Source organism: Pseudoalteromonas sp. 2CM32C, from assembly GCF_023161925.1.
Lineage (GTDB): Bacteria > Pseudomonadota > Gammaproteobacteria > Enterobacterales > Alteromonadaceae > Pseudoalteromonas > Pseudoalteromonas marina.
In genome coordinates, this window is the sequence record NZ_JALNTI010000011.1 from 24910 (window position 1) to 44047 (window position 19138).

The window sequence follows — 19138 nt, forward strand, 5'->3', positions numbered from 1 at the left end:
ACATTAAAAACGGGAACATAAGTTACGCTGTGGCCAACTTTGTAACAATAAATAAACAGCAACACACTCTAATAACACTTGCTAAGAAGTGAGCCTCTCGGTATAAAAAGCACACACGACTTACAAGAAGCGAAAAGCCATGCAAGAACATAAAAGCCAGCCATTGACTGATTTTATAGAATACCCACACGATGAAATGTTAGCCCGTGCAAATGAATTTTTACAAACAAGCCAGCGCCGCCATAGTATTCGCAGCTTTAGTGACCGCCCAGTGCCAAAAGAGATTATCGAAACCTGTATAAAAGCAGCAGGTACAGCACCTAGTGGTGCAAACCACCAGCCTTGGCATTTTGTGGCTATTAACAGTAGCGATGTAAAAAAACAAATACGCGACGCGGCTGAAAAGCTAGAGCGCTCTTTTTACGAAGGGCGAGCAGGCGAGGAGTGGCTGGATGCATTAAAACCATTAGGGACTGACGCGAACAAACCCTACTTAGAGCATGCACCTTGGCTTATTGCTGTGTTTAGTCAAAAAAAGGGCGGCGTGAGTACTGACGATAAAAATACAAATTACTATGTGCATGAGTCTGTTGGGTTAGCAACGGGGTTTTTAATACAAGCTCTGCACCGAGCAGGCCTTGCAACACTTACTCACACCCCAAAACCTATGAGCTTTTTAACAGACATTTGTGGCCGCGATAAAGATAACGAGCGCCCTTATATGCTATTAATTGCAGGCTATCCGGATGAGCATGCAACAGTACCAATGCACGCCCTAGATAAAAAATCGATTGATGAAATAGCCAGTTTTATTTAATACCGTGCAAGGGGGAATAATCAATAGCGAGTACATCACCCTCTTTAAGGCCAGCAATTACATGGTGCTTGTTATTAACCATTGTACCTAACCTTACGAAACGCTTAACTGGCGTTTCGTTTTCTAGCACATACACCATGTTTAATTGCCCAAATTCATGTACCCAGCTTGGCTCAATTAAAATACCTTGAGCGCTTTTTGTAGGTAACTGCAACTGTGCGTAAAGCCCAGGAATTAACCCTAACTGTGCATTCGTATCTAGGCGAATAAGCAAGCTACGCGCGCTATTGTCGGCAACAGGGACTATCTCGCTTACTACGGCAGGTGTTGTTATTGCCAAAGATGGAAGGGCCACATTTAAGCTATCTCCGAGTTTTAATTTTACAGCTTGTTGTTCACGCACATTAAATTCGAGCTGTAATTGCAATGGGTTATACACAGTAATAAGTGGCTTACCCGGTGTGGCGGTGTCGCCGGGCTCGGTTAAACGTTCAACCACAACCCCTGAAATGGGCGCTATAATTTGAGTATAATTTAGCGCCACTTTTGCTTGTGCTTGCTGCTGCTGAGCGGCGGCTAAATTAGCAGTGAGATTATCAAATTTAGCTTTAGCATTATCTAATTCACTAACAGACACCAACCCCTTAGCATTTAAATCACTCACTCTAACTAATTGCTTTTGAGCTTGCGTCAACGATGCTTTCACCGCGTTAAAATTCGCGTCGCTTTGTGCTAACGCCGCTTTAAAATCATCTTGCTTGAGGGTAATAAGTAAATCGCCTTTAGTGACCTTATCGCCCGCTCGTACTTTTAGCTGCTCAACCTGCGCCATAACATTTGATGAAATTTGCGTATTTTGTTTAGCAATTACACTACCCGGTACCTGCTCAATACCTGTGATGCTTTGCAGCGAAATGGTAACGCGCTCACCCTGATAATTACTTTGTTGTGATTCTTTTAAACCAGCAGTTTGCTGGTCAGAAAAACTACCAGCCATATAAAGCACAGCCATAATAATTACCAATAAAGCGATTAAAGCGCCGATTAGTTTTGATTTACCCTGCATGCGCTTCACCCTCTGAACTTGCAAACACTAAATAATAAACAAGTGGCACTACAAATAACGAAAATACAGTAGACGCCACAATACCAAAAATTATCGCAATCGCGAGCCCGCTGAATACCGGGTCAAGTGTGATTACTAAGTTACCCAATAGGGTCGTGCCTGCGGTTAGTAATACAGGGCGCATGCGCACTGTTCCAGCAGCAATCAGCGCGTCTTTTATAGCCATACCTTGAGATCGGGCTTGATTAATAAATTCAACTAAAATAAGCGAATTACGAACCACAATACCAGCAAGGGCAATCATCCCAATCATTGCTGTAGCGGTAAATAATACTGGCTCAGGAGCGCCAGCTATAGCACGTTCTCCAAACTGATTTAATAACCAAAAACCTGGCATAATACCTATCACCGTGAGCGGAATAGCCGACATAATAATTAGCGACAAGCTCGCAGATTGTGTTTGTACACGTAAAATAATAAATATGGCACTAAGTGCGAAGGCAAATGCAATTCCCATATCCCTAAACACATCTATGGTAATACGCCACTCCCCCTCACCACTAAAGTTGGCATGCGTGCCTTTAGGTAATTGCCATGGTGCAGTACCGCCATTGTTAAAAAAGTGGCGGTTTATCCACGGTGTTTTTTCAAAATAGTTAGGCTCGGCGTTAAAGTCAGCATTTACGTCTGCAATAACCTCTGCTGGCGTTCGACCGTTTAGTTCAGCCATAACATAAATTACATCGCGTTGATCTTTACGAACCCGAATGTCAGCAACCTGATGTTGCGTAAATTCACCTAATTCTGAAAGCGACACTAATGGCCTAGGTGCACTTTGTAAGCCAAATTCATTACTGGTTTTAGCTAAGTCTCTATCACCCCTGACTTGCAGTGCAAGTAATTGCGAAATTTGATTACGCTCGCTGTATGGTAACTGTAATTTAATATCAACAGGCTCTGTTTCGTTACTTACGTAAAGTACACCCATGGTTTCACCTTGTGTTGCAACACTTAACGATTGAGCAATATTTTGAGTAGAAACTGCACTGATTGCCGCTTTGCTCTTATCGGTTACAAAACGCTGTAAAGGTGAAGGTGCAACCATAGAGGTATCCACTTCGACTACGTGTGGCTCTTGCTTTAAACGTTCAGCTAATTGTTTAGCTGCTTGGTAATGAGTTTGCTCATCAACAAAATCATCCCGATAAACCTCAGCAACTAGAGTACTTAATACGGGCGGACCAGGAGGCACTTCAACAACTTTTATTACTATGCCTTGTTTTGCTAAAGGTGCGAGCTGTTTACGTAAGCGCATAACCACAGCATGTGATTGATGCTCGCGCTCAGACTTATCAATCAATAACACTCTTAGCTCTGCTAAATGTGTCGCTTCACGGCGATAATAGCCACGTACCATGGCATTAAAATCCATACTTGAAGGCTTACCAACGTAGGCTGCTATTTCACTTACTTCGTTTAATTGCCAAGTGAGTGTTTGCACTTGCTTGGTAAAGGCCGCGGTTCTTTCTAAATTTGTGCCCTCTGGCATGTCTATTAATACTTGTAGCTCGTTTTTATTATCAAACGGTAATAGCTTTAAAGGCACTAAACGCATAACTGGTAGCATGGCGCTAATAATAAACAAAATTAATGTGCCCCATAATACCCATTTTACGCGCTGCTTTGAGACAAGCAGCGGGCTTAATAGCGTTTGATAAATACTGATTTTGGGCTTAATTTCAGTGTGGGTATCTGCATTGGGCTTGAGTAACTTCATCGCAAGCCATGGCGTTACAAAAAACGCCACAATGGTGGATACCATCACGCTGATTGGAACGTTAAATGCCATAGGTGCCATGTACGGCCCCATCATGCCGGTAATAAATGCCAGCGGAATAAATGCCACCATAATCGTTAAAGTTGACATAAGTAACGCACCGCGAATTTCGCTCATTGCGCCAACTATTTGCTGTTTTTTGTTGCCTTTTTTATTTAAAAAGCGGCTTATATTATCAATGCCTGTAATTGGGTCATCTACCAATAAACCTAACGATAAAATAAGTGCAAATAACGTTACTCGGTTAATGGTATACCCAAACGCAAAATCCAGTGCTAGTGTAATGCCATAGCAAATAGGCACCGCTAATCCAACAACAATGGCGGGGCGCCAGCCCAAAAACACCCCAACAAATATTACTACCGTAAATACTGCAAACACTAAGCTTGATGTTAAATTATTTACTTTTTCATTGGCGGTTTGCCCGTAATCTCTTAATACCGAGTAGCTCACTTCTGGCGGTAAAAGCGTGCGTGATAACTCGGCCATCATTTGATGAACATCGTTTGCCACCGCCACGGCATTCGTGCCTGTTTGCTTAGCCACACTTAATGTGACCATGGGTAACTGTTGAGCATTAGAAGATTGTGCAAGCCATTGGTAATGTTCGCTCTCGCCAGGTCCGTCAATCACGCTTGCAATATCAAGTAAGTAAACGCTCTTACCGTTTACTACATTCACTACAAGCTGCTCCACTGCAGACTTATTACGTAAGACGTCACCCGCTTGCAAAGCTATTTTTTGCTGACCATTTACAACACTGCCTAATTGCGTAAGTTGATTAGATACACTTAATGCATAAAGTACATCGCTTATAGTTGTTTGGTGAGCAGCCAACGCGCTGGCGTTTAAATTAATAGTGAGCGTGCGTTTACGCCCAGCAATCACTTTTACCTCGCTGGTGTTTTCAATACGTTGTAAAGCACTCGCAATTTCGTTTGCAAATCGTGTTAATTCGTAATCGCTATAGCGTTGTGGATCTTTGCTGTACAGCCCAAGCATAATAATGGGAACATCATCGACCTCAATGGGCCGAATTTGCCAATTTTTAATAACAGAAGGCATTGTATGCTGGTAACTATTAAGCTTGGCGTAGGTATCTAAAATAGCTTGTTCGCGATCATGCCCCACCTCAAACCTAAGTGTCACCACGCTAGCGCCAGTTTGTGTGGTTGAATAAATATGTTCAACACCGCCAAGCTGGGAAAGTAACTTTTCAAGAGGCTGAGTCACCAACCGTGTCACTTCGGGCGCTTCTACATTCGGAGCCGATACATATATATCAAGCATAGGCACCACTATTTGCGGCTCTTCCTCGCGAGGCGTTTGTTTTAAAGCAAACAGACCAAACAAAATTGATAACACAAAAATAATAACCGGAATACGACCCGTTAAACTGCTTTTTACTGCGTTATCAATCATGTTCATTACCACTACCCCTTACAAAACAAACCATACAATGTGCCTAAAAGATGAATAGCATTTTGATCAATCACACGGTAATAAATAGTTTGCCCCTCACGGCGAGTCGCAACAATATTCGTTTTTCTAAGGGCAGCCAAATGCTGAGAAAGTGCCGACTGCGCTAACGGCACCGCTTCATTAAGCTGTGTCACACTCATTTCGGTATCTTGCAACGAACATAAAATCATTAAACGATTTTTATTAGCTAAAATTTTTAATAGCTGCTCAGCTTGCTCAACGTTCCCCGCCATAGCAGTAAAATCAATATTCATATAAAGCTCTAATAATCTAATGTGATCGCAGTATAAATTGTTACATTAGAAAAGTCTAATATTAGGATTTACTAATATATAAAATACGATTATAGTAATTAGGTATTTAACTGGATAAGTGACCGACTATAATGAAACTCAATAATGCGCTTCGTCTGATCGCTGGCATAATGATTGTGATCTCAATTTTATTACAAACCTATCACGATCCTAGGTGGGTATATTTTACAGTGTTTATTGCCCTAAACTTGATGCAATCGGCTTTCACTAGCTGGTGCCCTATGATTACACTACTACGCAAATTTGGCGTTAAGGAATAAATATAATGCTTACTTCTATCCCCGATTTACTAAAAGTTATTACACCTAACCAACGACGTATCGACGCTGAGCAAGCAAAACAAGAGATTAGCGAAAACAAGGGCTTACTTATTGATGTGCGCGAACCCGCAGAACATGCTACCAATCCTGCTGTAGGCGCTATTAATATTCCGCGTGGCTTACTTGAAATGAAGTTAATGGAAATAGAAAAAGACGCTTCCCGCCCAATTTATCTGCACTGCGCTAGTGGCGCACGCGCCACATTAAGTGCTGAAGCAATTACACGTATAGGATATGAAAACGTCACCGTTATTACTTGTAACGCAACGCAAGTGTGTGAAGCTTTTTAATTATGGTAAACCCAAATAATTAGGGCCTTAGTTAGTAGACTCGACGATAAAAATCGTCGAGTCTACTGATTCAAGTTGGGCTTAATTTGTTTGAAAATAAAAGCGCGTTTCTGTTATTTTTTCAATAATGTCATACTCTAAGCCCATGTGGTTATACTCACCCTGAGTTGGTATTCTTGAACTGTAATTAACAACAACACCCCAATGGTTATCACTCACTCCTCCAAAAATTATGCTCATACTTTTGTCATCATTTTTAGTGATAGCAGCAACATTATAAGCATCCATTAACTCCCTAACTTGCTGAGTTTCTGCTGATAACTTCATTAGCTCTTCATTTTCACCTAACTTAAAAACTTTATAATTAGCTGAAGGAACAAATCCCGCATACTTAGAAGGATAATAAGTAACAAGTTGAGCTGGCGTGAAAAATGTATTATTTATTCGATAAACAAACATGTCGGTTTGCTGAATAAGATTTAGATCTTTTGACTGATTTAATTTAACAAGCTCATTCATCGTTACTCTTAAAAAGTCGTCAATTAAGCCTAACCTTTCTTCCTTACATGCTTGTTTTTTACATATCGTAACATTAGGTAATTTGGAGAGTTGTGTCTTATTAATATTTAAGAAATTGCGCCCCAAAACACCTAAATTAAAGTTTGCAAACGCTTGTTTATCTTTATCACTTTTAAACTTAGTTGGGTGAATATCAAGAAAACTAAAAGGATAAAATAACGGCAGATACGCTAGTGGTAAATCACTTTTAGGTAATATATCTCCAGCATGCTTTAGAAATGCTCTATATTCTGTGTCTATATCCTCATTAAAATAAGGAGGCATACCACCGGCCTTAATAGCCGCCGCATTAATCAACAAACATAAAAACAGTCCATATCTCAGCATATTTTTTAAGGCCCTTATTAAGTGCTTTTTTGTATAGCAAAAGCTATTTTTTCTCATCAATTAGCGTAACAAGCATGTTTTCTATGTTTTTTACGCTATAGGTAAGTGCACGTATTAACTCTAGTTGGCTTTGCGGGCTTTCTTCATTTGATGATTTTGCTGGTTTGCTCGCGGTTAAGTTATCTTTTTGCTCAAGTATGGCTTCTCTGAATTCACTGGCATTTTCAACACCAAGTAATGACACCAGTGCACCGTGGCCAGACTGCCCTGCTGTTTCAAAACTTAAACGATACAGCCCAAACATGCGCATTATTGGGCCTTGACTTAGGCCTACATCGGTTATTTTTTCAAGTGGTATTGATTTTTCTTCTTTAAAAAATATCCCGCGTTTTACAACGAGTTTTTGCGTGAGCAATTGTGCTGACATAGCCGCCAATATTCGCCCTCCCACCAGCCACACAATCGCCAAAACAATAGGTAATAACGGAATGGTAACGAGTGCTAACACACTAAAAAAAGCGGCCATTAGCATCCAGTATTGCTGCACTTTAGGGTCGAAAGATGCACTTTTTAAAACGTGGTTATTCATAAGTTTATCCTTAATTTAATGAGAGCGTATACCCTGTACTAGGTCGTTTTTACGCCTTTAGATACTCAAGTTACGTGAACAGTAACTTTAATGCAATTTAACTTCTTACATTGAAATAAATTGTCACACTTCCTTTTATAATCTCCCTTTAAACAAAAAATATCTTCAACCTCAGTTCTGAACTTGCTTCACTTTACATAAAGTGTATTTTCACATTGGAACGCAAATACCATGGGTTAACACCCGTTTTTAATATACTTTTAATTAGGCATTAAAAAAGCCGAGCAGGATTATGCTCGGCTTAGGTCTGGGAAAATATAACTGCTACTGTTTGTTTATAAGTATGCTCACATTTTCTCTATCTGGACCTATTACCTTAAAGGTGTAAGTACCTTGTTCGGTAATACTCAGTGCTATATTGGCACCTATAGCTTCGAGTGAAGTAAGCTCACCAATGGTGGCTACAGGTGCATCACCTGCTCCGCCATAATCAACGGTACTCCAATCTTCAGACGCTACTTTAAATTCATAGTCGCCCGCTTCTAACTCTATGGATGTAGAGTAAACCGCATTACCCTCGTACATCAGTGGGTTGTCTGTTCCCCATCCATTTAAGCTGCCGCGAATAAACACCGGTGTTTGTGCAAACATTTCAGCGTTAAGTACTTTGAGCGTTACATTATTTAAATCACTGGCATCAAATACAAACTGGTATTCACCTTGCTCGGCAATATCTAAGGTCATATTTGCGCCTGCAACCGATAACTGCTCTGCTGTGCCTATCATCACACTTGCATCCCCCTCGCCAGAGCCGTAATCAACCGTGCTCCAATCTTCTGACGCTACTTTAAATTCATAGCTTGCAGCGCTCAGTGTTTTAGTAAAGGTGTAAATGCCTTTTCCTTGATAGCTCAGCTCATCGGTTACTCCCCAATCATTAAGCGTACCGCGCACATAAATAGCGGTGCCTACAAATGGCTCTTCGTTGAATAAAGTAAGCGTTGGGTTTTCAGGGTTTGAAGCATCAAGCGAAAATACATAAGTTGCATCAATGACTGCATTAAAGGTCATGTTGGCACCTGAGCGCGTTAGTGGCTCACTTTGGTTTTCTACAACGTCTTTATCGGCATCAGAAAGCGCACCAAAATCAACCGTAGACCAATCTTCTGAGGCAATTTTAAATTCGTAATCGCCAGCACTGAGTGCAATTGCTATACGGTATTCACCTTCGCCAATATATTCAAATGCATCACGTGTGCCCCAGTCGTTTAACGTACCACGAACAAACACAGCGTTGCTGCCATAAGGTACTACATCAGGTGCGCCTACGGTTGCATTTGCACTTAAACCAGTACCTTGGCTCTCACCTTGGTTTTTAGCAAAAACAGCTAACGTATAAGGCGGTACAGTGAATGTGCCTTCGTTATCGCCTTCGGCAAAATTGGCGCTGGCCATGCTTGCATCAACACTGTTTTTTAATACGTCATGTAATTCAAAACCCGCTGCAGTGGCAATAGTATGGCTAAGAGTTTGCTCGGTTGCGTTAATCACCACGACAAGCGCATCAAGTGCTGGGTCTAAGTCTGTGAGTTCTTCACCATCATCAATGCTCATTACAATTAAGCCGTGCTGCTGGTTTTTACCCACATTGTGAAATCCGACACGGTCGATAACATCTTGTTCAGTTGTTAATCTAAATAACGGGCTTGCGCTGCGGATAGCCAAGAACTCTTGAAATACATCACCTGCATAAGCTATGTCTTGCGGCATTGCCTGTGCATCTGCATTAGCAGAGATAGGCATAATTTCAGACCATTTTTCTTGGTTCTTCTCTGCGTTAGGTAAACCAATGTTCCAGTTATTATTCTCTTTGGTTAAATCAACAGCATTAAACCAATCACCGGCATTATAGCTATCACGGTCCATTGACTTAGAACGCAGTAAATCAGCGCCCAATTGCATAAATGGGATGCCTTGGCTCATAAGTGGAATCGACAATGCCACATTGTGCGCGCGCACACGTTGCTCAATACTCATGCTTGATGCATGTTTGTATTGCAACTGATCCCACAGCGTTTCGTTATCGTGTTTTGATACGTAATGAATGCTGTCGGCAGGGTCAAGTGCATACGCCGTTGGTTGAGTGTTCCAAGTAAAGCTATTCCCTTTAGATGAATTACCTTTAAAGTCTTTTAAAATGTAATTTTGTAAGTTGCCCGCCAGCGATAACCGTAACGTGTCTTGTTCGGCTAGGTTGCCATCTGTTGGGTTATTGCTAAACATTGCACCACCACGCACGGCTTCGCGAATACGGTCGTTAAATGTGCCTACCTCTGAGCCTGCCATATCAGCTTGTTTAGCTTGTGTGAATAAACGATTGTTGGCTACTTCACCAAAATCCCAGCCCTCACCGTAAAAATAGTTATCAGGGTCAACGGCTTGCACGGCTTCACGCGCAGCTAATATTGATGATTTAGGCATATGCCCCATTACATCAAATCTAAAACTGTCGTAGCCAAATTCACGCGCCAAAATAACCATTGAATCAGTAACAAACTTATCCATCATTACATGCTCTGTCGCTGTGTTTTCACAACAGGTTGAGCGCTCTATTTCACCACTTACTTCGCTATAGCGGTGGTAGTAACCTGGTACTAGCTTATCAAATACCGACTTATCCCAAATACCCGATGATGTTGTGTGGTTATAAACCACATCCAGTACAACACGAAGTCCTACTTCTTGCAGTGATTGCACCATAGCGCGTGTCTCAACTACACGAGCAATGCCATCGCTGCTTGATGCATACGAGCCTTCAGGCGCAATAAAATGATGAGGATCATAACCCCAGTTAAAGCCGTCTAAATCACGCATCGCACTGGCTAATGCTTGTGCATCGTCTGAGCCAGGTAGGTAACTTTGCATAATATCGACAATAGTGCTGTTTTTATCTTCTATTTTACATGCATCAGCTTCATCGTTAATACGCTCACATAATTTACCTAAGGTGTCTGTAATTTCCACACGCTGTGAAGCATCTTCTTCAATGGTGCCAATATCAGTCACTGGCAGTAAATGAAAGTGTGTTAAGCCCTTATCTGCTAATTGCTTAAGGTGCTGCATTGGCACGCTTTCAAGTTCAGTGAATGCGAGGTATTTACCACGGTTTGCTTCGCTTACTGACTGATCACGCACACTAAAATCACGTACATGGCCTTCATAAATAACCGCATCTTCTGGGTTAGTAATAGTAGGCACGATACGCTCATCCCAGCCTTCTGGTTTAGTGTCTTCATCGGCTAAATTAATCAGCTGGCTGTATAAGCCATTGGCAGATACATTGAGTGAGTAAGGGTCTGTACTCCATAGCGACTCTATTTGCTGAGTCAGTGGGTGGTAAACATCAAAATTAAAGCGATAGTAATGGCGGTCATATTGCGTATCTAAACTTACTTGCCAAATACCGGTCTGCGTATTTAATGTCATTGGCGTAGAGTGCACTTGTGTTTTTGCATCATCAAACACGTTTAGCACCATGTTATTCGCGGTGGGTGCCCACACAGTTACATCAATCGTGTTATTACCATAATTTACGCCAAGTAATGCCTCGTTAGCATCGTCTTCGCCTTGTGTGTAAAGGGCATCGAGTGCTTTAGCGGTTTGTACAAAGGTTGCTTCTAGTAGCTTGCCTTCACTATCGTAGCCTGCAACAACAAGCTGTTGCTTTATAAGCTGCTTTGCAGCGTCTGCATCCCAACTACCTTCATAAGCAGTCCAATCCGTTAAGTGTGGTACTTTTGCAGCTTGCTCATCACTTAACTCGCTTGCAGTCAGCTCAACGGTTTCACCATTTAGCCCAGTGTCTAAATCAACCACCAAGTCAGCGGCTGCTGAAGAATGTAACTTAATGATTTGTGTAAGCTCATTACTTGGCTTATACAATACTGTATTTAAATCAATCCAATGTGCTGATGCACCATCTATCGCCACCGGACGTTCGCCTAAGCTTAAAATAGGGTATTCAAACACCGAAGGCTCACCATGAATGGTAAAGTTCATACGCTGAAACTTTTCATCGTCTTGCATAAGCGGCATGGTTAAATCAACATCACCAAACGCTTTACCCGATCCTTCTGTGCCAATGTGCACAATAAAGTTAGCACACTCGTTATATCCTTCTTTGAGATTAATTATCCAGTAGGCACCGTAGTTTGGGTCAATCCCATCGTATTCATGGCCGTTAGCCCAATCGCTCGTGTCAAACGGAGGTGCGTAAGCATCACACACATCGTTATTCCACGAATGTAATCGGTAACCTTCGTAGTTATCGTCGGCTAAACGGTTATAAAATAAAACTGCCTCACCTTCACCAGCAAATACAATAGGATCAGGCAATGTTGGGTCGGCGCCCACTACACAGCTTTCGTTTTTATCATCCGGTACAGTAGGCGCTGCACACGTTATAGGCTCAGGGTCCACACATTGCGAGCCTGCTTCGTTTGGTACTTGTGGCACATTACAGGTTAAAAGCTGCTGCCCCGATTCAACCTTATCTGTCCCACCACATCCTGCTAATATCATTAACCCTAAGGCTATTAGCAAATATTTAGACATTGTTATAATTTTCATTTTTAAACGCTCCGTTTGCTAATTAATGACTGTATGTAAAACCAAGATAAAACTGACGACCAAAGTACTGAGTAGTCCCTGTTCGCTGCTCTGAGCCAAAGTAACTTTGGGTTGGTTCATCGGTTAAGTTATTAACTTGCAAAAGCATGGTGAGTGAATCGCTAAAGCGATAAGACGTTTGAAAATCGATGACTGTTTCAGCATCAAAATTGACCACTTGTTCGTTAATGGCAACCTGCTCTGATACAAACTCATCGCGGTAACGTACATTAAGGCGGGTTTCAAAATCGTCTAAAGCATAAAATAACGTAGCATTAAGCACATTATTAGATAACCCAGGTAAAGATTGAACGAGAGTATCGCCCCCTAAACTGGTGATCGATTCAATTTCACTTTCGGTGTATGAGTAACTTGCATTAGCGCCTAAGCCATTAAATGGCTCTGGTAAAAAGGTAAACACTTGCGTATAGGCAAGCTCTAGCCCTCTAATGTAGCCACCTTCGCCATTATTAACAGCCGTGGTGTAAATACCGTTTGTTGTAGCAACTTGCTCACCACTGACCGGATCTTCTATAAAGTCAGGGACATTAAAGCCATTTCCTTTAAAGTCGAAGTTCTCAATCGATAACGTTTCAACAAACGAGTCTATATTTTTATAAAATAACGCCGCAGCGACAGTACCGTTACCTTCTTCAAAATAATATTCGTAAGATAAGTCGTACTGGTCAGCATAAAAGGGTTTTAAAAATGGGTTGTTATTACTTGAACCGTTAATAACACCATCGTCACTTACGTTTGCGCTGGCATCGCCCGCTAAGCGGTTAATTGGCGCACGCGACATAACTTTAGCCGCAGCAAAACGTACAAGTGAATTGTCGTTAAGTTGCAGGTTTAAATTTAGCGAAGGCAGGTAATCTGTATATTTAGTGCCTAATACATTAGGAGCGTATAAGTCATTTACAATGCCATTCTCATCAACAATATTTTGCGCACCTAAGCGCGCATCGCCTGCTACGTTTTCAAGTACGGTTGCTGATTGGTCGGTTTCAATACGGCGCACCCCCACATTACCTGATAGGTCAAGGCCGGCAATTTGCGTGTTAATGTTTACCATAACGTACGCGGCTAGCACATCTTCAAACACCGAGCCGCTTTGTAACACTGACCACGAATAGTTCGTTGTGTAACCTTGCGCATCGTCTACACCATCGGCATTGCCCCATGTTTGAACGGGTTCTGGCGTGCCATCTGGAAACCATGCATTAAGTGCTTTATCTAAATCAATGGCTAAATACGATGGGAAATAACTAAAGTCGCCCTGCCAATCAACCACTGATGCCATATCGTCGGTTAAACGCAAAGGGGGCTGCGTTGTTGAAAATGCCCCGTCGTTACCGTACTCAAACACCGAGCGCTTTCGGCTGTATTCTCTATCTGAATAGCGTGCACCAAATTCTACTGAGCTAAAAATATCGCTTTCTAACTCGTATTTAAAATCGAGTCTAAATGCCGTTACTTCATCTTCTGTTTGATCAGGGTAAATACCATATTTACTGACCATTACTCGGTCTATATCGCTAAAGGCGGCCGCCTGATTAAACCCAACGTCAGGTAAATTTAACCCATTTAACTGATAGTTAATTGCAACGTTGTTATCAAATACTGGCGTTTCTGCATTGGCATCTTCAGCTACTAAGCTCCACAACAAACCGTTTCTAAAATTACTTTTTGCGCGAGAAAGCGCTACATCAGCATTAACATTTAGTCTATCGGTTACTTGCCAATCGGCATTAACGCCAAAGCTGTCTACTTCGTCAAAATCTTGGTTGTCGTCATTCACTATTTCAACACGGGTATAACTTTGTGAAGTGCGATTAACCGCAGCACCAATTACAGCATTGCCATCAAGTTGCGCATTTGCGTATGCTGCAGATGGGCCGCCTAATTTAACCCTAAAACCACGGGCAAATGACTCTTTATCAAAGCGCGATAAAAACGCATCACCTTTTAATTTAAAATTATCTACCGGTGCCCACTCTATGGCAGCTAAGTAGCCATTACGGGTTTCTTCACCGCCTAAATGCTGTAGCTCAAAGCCCTCGCTAATGTATTCACTTTCTGGGCTATCTATGGGGCCATTTGTGTCGTTTGGTGCGCCATCAACATCTTTTCTATCGTTGTATGCAAGGCCAATAAACTGTGTTGCTACACTTGGCTGAAATAAACGCGCAAAACCAAGTGCTACACCTAATGTATCGTCTAGGTATTTGCCTTGATACGAAAAGCTAATTCGGTCACCAAACTCAGTGGCATCCGATACCTCAGATGCACGGTCGTTATACATACCGCGCACATTAGCTACAAATTTATGCTTTTGATCATTATTGAGTGGGCTGGCTGTTTCAAGCTCTACCGTACCTGCCACACCACCTTCTATAAGCGATGCCTTTGGCGATTTATATACCGCCGCAGAGCTAATTAATTCTGATGGGTATTGGTCAAACTCAATACTGCGGCTACCACTTGTAGATACCTGCTCACGACCGTTAAGTGTTGAAAAAACAAAGCCGCCCGAAAGTCCGCGTATATTAATTTGTGCAGCCTGCCCACCAGTACGCACAGCTGAAATACCCGGTAAACGAGTCAGTGCATCGGCCATTGAAATATCAGGTAATGCGCCTAGGTCATCAGCAGAAATTTGTTCTGACACCGTATCGCTAAATCGCTTTTGGTTAAGCGATTGAATTAAGCTGCGACTAAAGCCGCGCACTTCAATCACTTCTACATCGGTTTGAACTTGAGCGGGTTTACTCGTCTCTTCAGGTGGTTCTTCAGTAGCTGCAATAGCACTATTGGCGGCAAATAATGCCAGCATGAGCGCATTTAATTTAAACTTTTGCATGTGTGTGCCTTTTGGTTATTGTTTTGTGTGGTGTGTCAGTGCAGTAAAAACACAACCAACAAATTGTAACCAAAAGGTGAATATTTTGTGATGAATACGTATGCAGTATAGCCTGCTTAGGCTGCAGCTATTTTGAGCAATTTAGCTAGCAATAGCTTAAATACTCACTACCACCCTAATGGCTAAGGCAACAAATACAAAACCCAGTACTTTGTCTAACCATGGATTGTGTTTAGTAAACCCAAAACGGTTTTTAGAAAACTCTGTTAGGGCGGCAACAAGTAAGTACCAACCGGTATCAATCACAAATACAGTTAAACACATCACCATTGCAATGCTTAGGGTAAGATTTTCTGGATCAATAAACTGTGAAAACAAGGCTAAAAAGAAAATAGCAAGTTTGGGATTTAAAAAGGCAATGGCAAACCCATCTTGTAATGCTTTAATGCTACTCACTTCGCTATTTTGTATTTTAAGTTCATCATTGTTGGGTTTAGACAATAAAATTTTAATTCCTAGGTAAGCTAAATAGGCAGCGCCTAAATACACTAACATCTGATACACAGTAGGAAACTGTAGCATTAACGCACCCAAGCCAAGTAATGAGGCTCCCGCATATAGTCCCACTCCAATACCATGACTTAGCGCCGCTAGCATGCCATTTTTCATACTGCCGTTGAGCGAATGCTTTAATACAACCGCAAGGCTTGGACCCGGCGACATTGCGCCCATCATACAAATAGCAACTAGGCCTAACCACATAGAAAGAGTCATTTACAGCTCGTCAATTTCAATAAATAATGTATAATCATGCACTTGCCCATAAAAACCGGTTATTGGCACTGCGCTAATTACTTTCCAGCCATCTTGATTTAATTCCTGTATGCGATCATTCAGCGCCGCTATATTTACCCCACCCATAAAGCGGGTCTTCCTAAATTCGATTACTTTTTGCATTTAAATCCCTGTGTATCTTATAACGTGTATTGAAAATCGTAGTAATGTACACCGTTTTCAATGCGTATTTTCATACTACCGGCTAATCCTTCTAGCTCATCAGTGCCTGAGTCGGAAATTACAGTTAAAATTAGGCTGTCTTGGCCTTTATCCATAGTGCCAAAATGCTGTAATACAAAGCTGCCTTTTTTGCCTTCAAGTTCGCCTATTACTTGCTCTATTGCTACATAACCAGCACTGCCTTGCACAGGTGTCATAGCGCTTAACATTTCGCCTTGGCTAGAAGCATTAAGCTTGCCTGTAAATGTTTTATCAATCGACATACGCCCTAAATTAATGCCGTTTTGTCCTTTGGCATAGCCATCTAGTGGGGTTAATGCCACCGTAAATTGGCCTGTTACTATGTTGCTTGTCATAACGATTCCTTATTGATGATTTTTAAAGCTATTGATTTTTAATCCAATGATGCCATATCTATACCTCAACTTATAAAAAGAATCCACTATGCCAAACAGTACCCCCGCAACCGAAAAAGCTGCCTTTAGCAGTTTATTGCCTATTTTTGCATTTATAAAACCCTATAAATGGATGGTTATAGCAGCCCTTGGCGCTTTATTAGTAACGGCTGGCGTTAATTTATCGTTAGGCCAAGGGGTTAAGTTTGTTATAGATCATGGTTTTATTGCAGGCTCTCAAGCGCAACTTCAACAAGCTGTATTGGTACTTATTGGTTTAATTAGCTTATTGGCTGTAGGCACCTTTAGCCGCTTTTATCTAATGTCGTGGATTGGCGAGCGAGTGAGTAACGATATTCGTAAAGCCGTGTTTAATCGCATTGTTACTTTGCACCCAAGCTACTTTGAAGAAAACCGCAGTGGCGAGCTTATGTCGCGTTTAACAACCGACACCACTTTACTGCAATCAATTATTGGCTCCTCGTTTTCTATGGCGCTGCGTAGCGCGTTAATGCTGGTTGGCGGTTTGGTAATGTTATTAATTACTAACTTAAAGCTTACGCTCGTAGTGGTTGCGTGTGTGCCACTGGTATTAGTCCCGATGATGGTATTTGGCAAAAAGGTGCGTAAACTTGCAAGCTCGAGTCAAGACGCCATTGCCGATATAAGCACCTATGCCGGCGAGATCATTCAAAATATTAAAGTGGTACAAAGCTATAGCCACGAAACACAAGAGCAACATGCTTTTGCACTTGAAACCGAAAAAGCCTTTAACGTTGCCAAAAGCCGCATTAAACAGCGCTCGTTTTTAATTGCCGCTGTAATATTTTTAACCTTTAGTGCCATTAGCGCAATGCTTTGGGTTGGCGGCAGTGATGTACTGGCAGGCACTATGACCGGGGGTGAACTGGGTGCGTTTGTGTTTTATGCCATTATGGTAGCAATGTCGGTGGCAACGGTTGCTGAAGTGTACGGTGAACTACAAAGAGCGGCAGGTGCAGCTGCCCGTTTACTTGAATTACTGGCCGTTAAAAGTGAAATTGAAAATCCAGAAAACCCACAAGATGCTCAGCTACAAAATAACGCAAGTTTACCTGCAATCTCGCTTGAAAATATCAGCTTTAATTATCCGTCTCGCCCGGATGTCAGTGCACTTAACAAAATAAGCTTAAGCATTTCGCAAGGTCAAACAGTAGCTATTGTTGGCCCATCTGGCGCAGGTAAAACAACCTTATTTGAGCTACTACAGCGCTTTTACGACCCAGCTAGTGGCGCAATAAAATTTCACGATATTGATATTAAGTCGCTCTCTTTAAACACTCTGCGCGATAAAATGGGCATGGTGGCACAAAACCCTATTTTATTTAGCTCAGATGTAATGCATAACATTCGTTACGGCAATCCAAACGCCACTGATGAACAAGTATACGCTGCTGCAAAACATGCTCATGCCGATGAATTTATTAAACAATTACCACAAGGTTACAACAGCTTTTTAGGCGAGCAAGGCGTTAGGTTATCCGGTGGGCAAAAGCAGCGTATTGTACTTGCTAGGGCTATTTTAAAAGACCCAGAAATACTCCTTCTTGATGAAGCAACCAGCGCACTCGATGCGCAAAGCGAGCACCATGTTCAAGCCGCGCTTGAGCACTTAATGCAAAATAGAACCACGCTTATAATTGCGCATAGGCTAGCAACAGTTATCCACGCAGATATGATTGTAGTCATGGAAAATGGAGAAATTATTGCAACGGGCACTCACCAAGAATTAGTCGCAAGTAACCCGTTGTATCAAAAGCTGTGTGAATTACAGTTTAATAAGGATTAACCCTCTGTGTTTGGCACTATTTGAATTTCTACACGGCGGTTTTGAGCACGGCCATTTGCAGTATCGTTAGTGGCAATTGGGCGTGTTTCACCAAAGCCGCTAGTGCTAATACGCGCTGCCATAATGTCTTGGTTGGCTAAGTAAGCTTTTACACTTTGAGCACGTTCGCGCGATAAGTTCATGTTGTAGCTATCTTGCCCTGTGCTATCTGTATGCCCTTCTACGCTTAGGTAGGTTTTCTCATACTTGTTCATAACTGTAGCAATGGCGTTTAGGGTATCGTTAAACCCTGTTGAAATGTATGATTGGTCGGTTGCAAACGTAATATTAGAGGGCATAACCAAGCGCAAGTTATCGCCTTCGCGTACCACCTCAACACCCGAGCCGGCTAATTCATCACGAAACGCTTCTTCTTGCTTATCCATGTAGTCACCTACAGCAGCACCTGCTAATGCGCCAATAGCAGCACCAATAAATATACGCTTGTCTTTGTGGTTACCCGTTGCTTTACCTAACACGCCACCAGCAGCTGCACCAATTGCTGCGCCTTTGCCGGTGTTATTCATTTCGCAACCTGAAAGTAATACGGCTACCACTGTAACGCTTAAAAGTGATTTTGATAATGTCATGATGATGTCCTATTCATTTAGAATTTAGCAACAGTATGTAATTACCTGTATGAACAAACTATGAAGTGCGTAACAATCACCTTATAATTTTGTTATTAACCCTAAAAAATTGAGTTT

General features: G+C 41.8%; 15 protein-coding genes. 4 read left to right on the plus strand and 11 right to left on the minus strand.

Annotated elements, in window-relative coordinates; genetic code table 11:
* Positions 1-139: 139 nt before the first annotated feature.
* A complete protein-coding gene (locus MTF67_RS16165; protein WP_248520085.1) occupies positions 140-817 on the plus strand; it encodes a nitroreductase family protein in 678 nt (225 codons plus the stop codon).
* Here the strand turns inward: MTF67_RS16165 and MTF67_RS16170 are convergent.
* From MTF67_RS16170 to MTF67_RS16180, 3 genes are read right to left on the minus strand one after another with little or no spacing between them, the layout of a single operon-like run.
* The gene (locus MTF67_RS16170; protein WP_248520086.1) at positions 810-1883 is read right to left on the minus strand and encodes an efflux RND transporter periplasmic adaptor subunit; all 1074 of its coding nucleotides are present in this window, start codon (positions 1881-1883) and stop codon (positions 810-812) included. The genes MTF67_RS16165 and MTF67_RS16170 overlap by 8 nt on opposite strands.
* Complete coding sequence (locus MTF67_RS16175) at positions 1873-5148, minus strand: efflux RND transporter permease subunit (RefSeq protein ID WP_248520087.1); 3276 nt, start codon at positions 5146-5148, stop codon at positions 1873-1875. Before MTF67_RS16175 ends, MTF67_RS16170 begins: the two co-directional genes overlap by 11 nt.
* Before the next feature lie 5 nt (positions 5149-5153).
* Positions 5154-5456, minus strand: a complete 303-nt coding sequence (locus MTF67_RS16180; protein WP_006794225.1) for a metalloregulator ArsR/SmtB family transcription factor — start codon at positions 5454-5456, stop codon at positions 5154-5156.
* Positions 5457-5587: 131 nt separating this feature from the next.
* Between MTF67_RS16180 and MTF67_RS16185 the strand changes: the two genes are divergently transcribed.
* Together MTF67_RS16185 and MTF67_RS16190 are read left to right on the plus strand one after the other, a co-directional pair.
* Complete coding sequence (locus MTF67_RS16185; RefSeq protein WP_006794224.1) at positions 5588-5776, plus strand: DUF2892 domain-containing protein; 189 nt, start codon at positions 5588-5590, stop codon at positions 5774-5776.
* A gap of 5 nt (positions 5777-5781) precedes the next feature.
* Positions 5782-6126 carry a rhodanese-like domain-containing protein gene (locus MTF67_RS16190; protein WP_039038386.1) on the plus strand — a complete coding sequence of 115 codons (345 nt, stop codon included), beginning with the start codon at positions 5782-5784 and terminating at the stop codon, positions 6124-6126.
* An 81-nt stretch (positions 6127-6207) separates the two neighbouring features.
* Here the strand turns inward: MTF67_RS16190 and MTF67_RS16195 are convergent, their stop codons facing one another.
* The 7 genes from MTF67_RS16195 to MTF67_RS16225 all read right to left on the minus strand — a co-directional run bounded on the left by MTF67_RS16195 (position 6208) and on the right by MTF67_RS16225 (position 16525).
* Positions 6208-7089: a hypothetical protein gene (locus tag MTF67_RS16195; RefSeq protein WP_248520088.1), complete on the minus strand. Its 882-nt coding sequence runs from the start codon at positions 7087-7089 to the stop codon at positions 6208-6210.
* Complete coding sequence (locus tag MTF67_RS16200; RefSeq protein ID WP_248520089.1) at positions 7076-7621, minus strand: PH domain-containing protein; 546 nt, start codon at positions 7619-7621, stop codon at positions 7076-7078. Before MTF67_RS16200 ends, MTF67_RS16195 begins: the two co-directional genes overlap by 14 nt.
* Positions 7622-7945: 324 nt before the next feature.
* Entirely contained in the window at positions 7946-12250 is a 4305-nt protein-coding gene (locus tag MTF67_RS16205) for an alpha-1,6-glucosidase domain-containing protein (RefSeq protein ID WP_248520090.1), read from the minus strand.
* A gap of 22 nt (positions 12251-12272) precedes the next feature.
* Positions 12273-15152 (minus strand): TonB-dependent receptor, encoded by a 2880-nt coding sequence (locus MTF67_RS16210; RefSeq protein WP_248520091.1) that lies wholly within the window; start codon positions 15150-15152, stop codon positions 12273-12275.
* A gap of 156 nt (positions 15153-15308) precedes the next feature.
* Positions 15309-15926: a LysE family translocator gene (locus tag MTF67_RS16215; protein ID WP_248520092.1), complete on the minus strand. Its 618-nt coding sequence runs from the start codon at positions 15924-15926 to the stop codon at positions 15309-15311.
* Entirely contained in the window at positions 15927-16109 is a 183-nt protein-coding gene (locus MTF67_RS16220; protein WP_248520093.1) for a hypothetical protein, read from the minus strand.
* A gap of 17 nt (positions 16110-16126) precedes the next feature.
* Positions 16127-16525 carry a DUF3224 domain-containing protein gene (locus MTF67_RS16225; RefSeq protein WP_008129860.1) on the minus strand — a complete coding sequence of 133 codons (399 nt, stop codon included), beginning with the start codon at positions 16523-16525 and terminating at the stop codon, positions 16127-16129.
* 88 nt (positions 16526-16613) lie between these two features.
* On the opposite strand from MTF67_RS16225, the gene MTF67_RS16230 reads away from it, so the two are divergent.
* A complete protein-coding gene (locus tag MTF67_RS16230) occupies positions 16614-18392 on the plus strand; it encodes an ABC transporter transmembrane domain-containing protein (RefSeq protein WP_006794215.1) in 1779 nt (592 codons plus the stop codon).
* Here MTF67_RS16230 and MTF67_RS16235 read toward each other — a convergent pair.
* A complete protein-coding gene (locus MTF67_RS16235; protein WP_248520094.1) occupies positions 18389-19021 on the minus strand; it encodes an OmpA family protein in 633 nt (210 codons plus the stop codon). The genes MTF67_RS16230 and MTF67_RS16235 overlap by 4 nt on opposite strands.
* Positions 19022-19138: the final 117 nt, after the last annotated feature.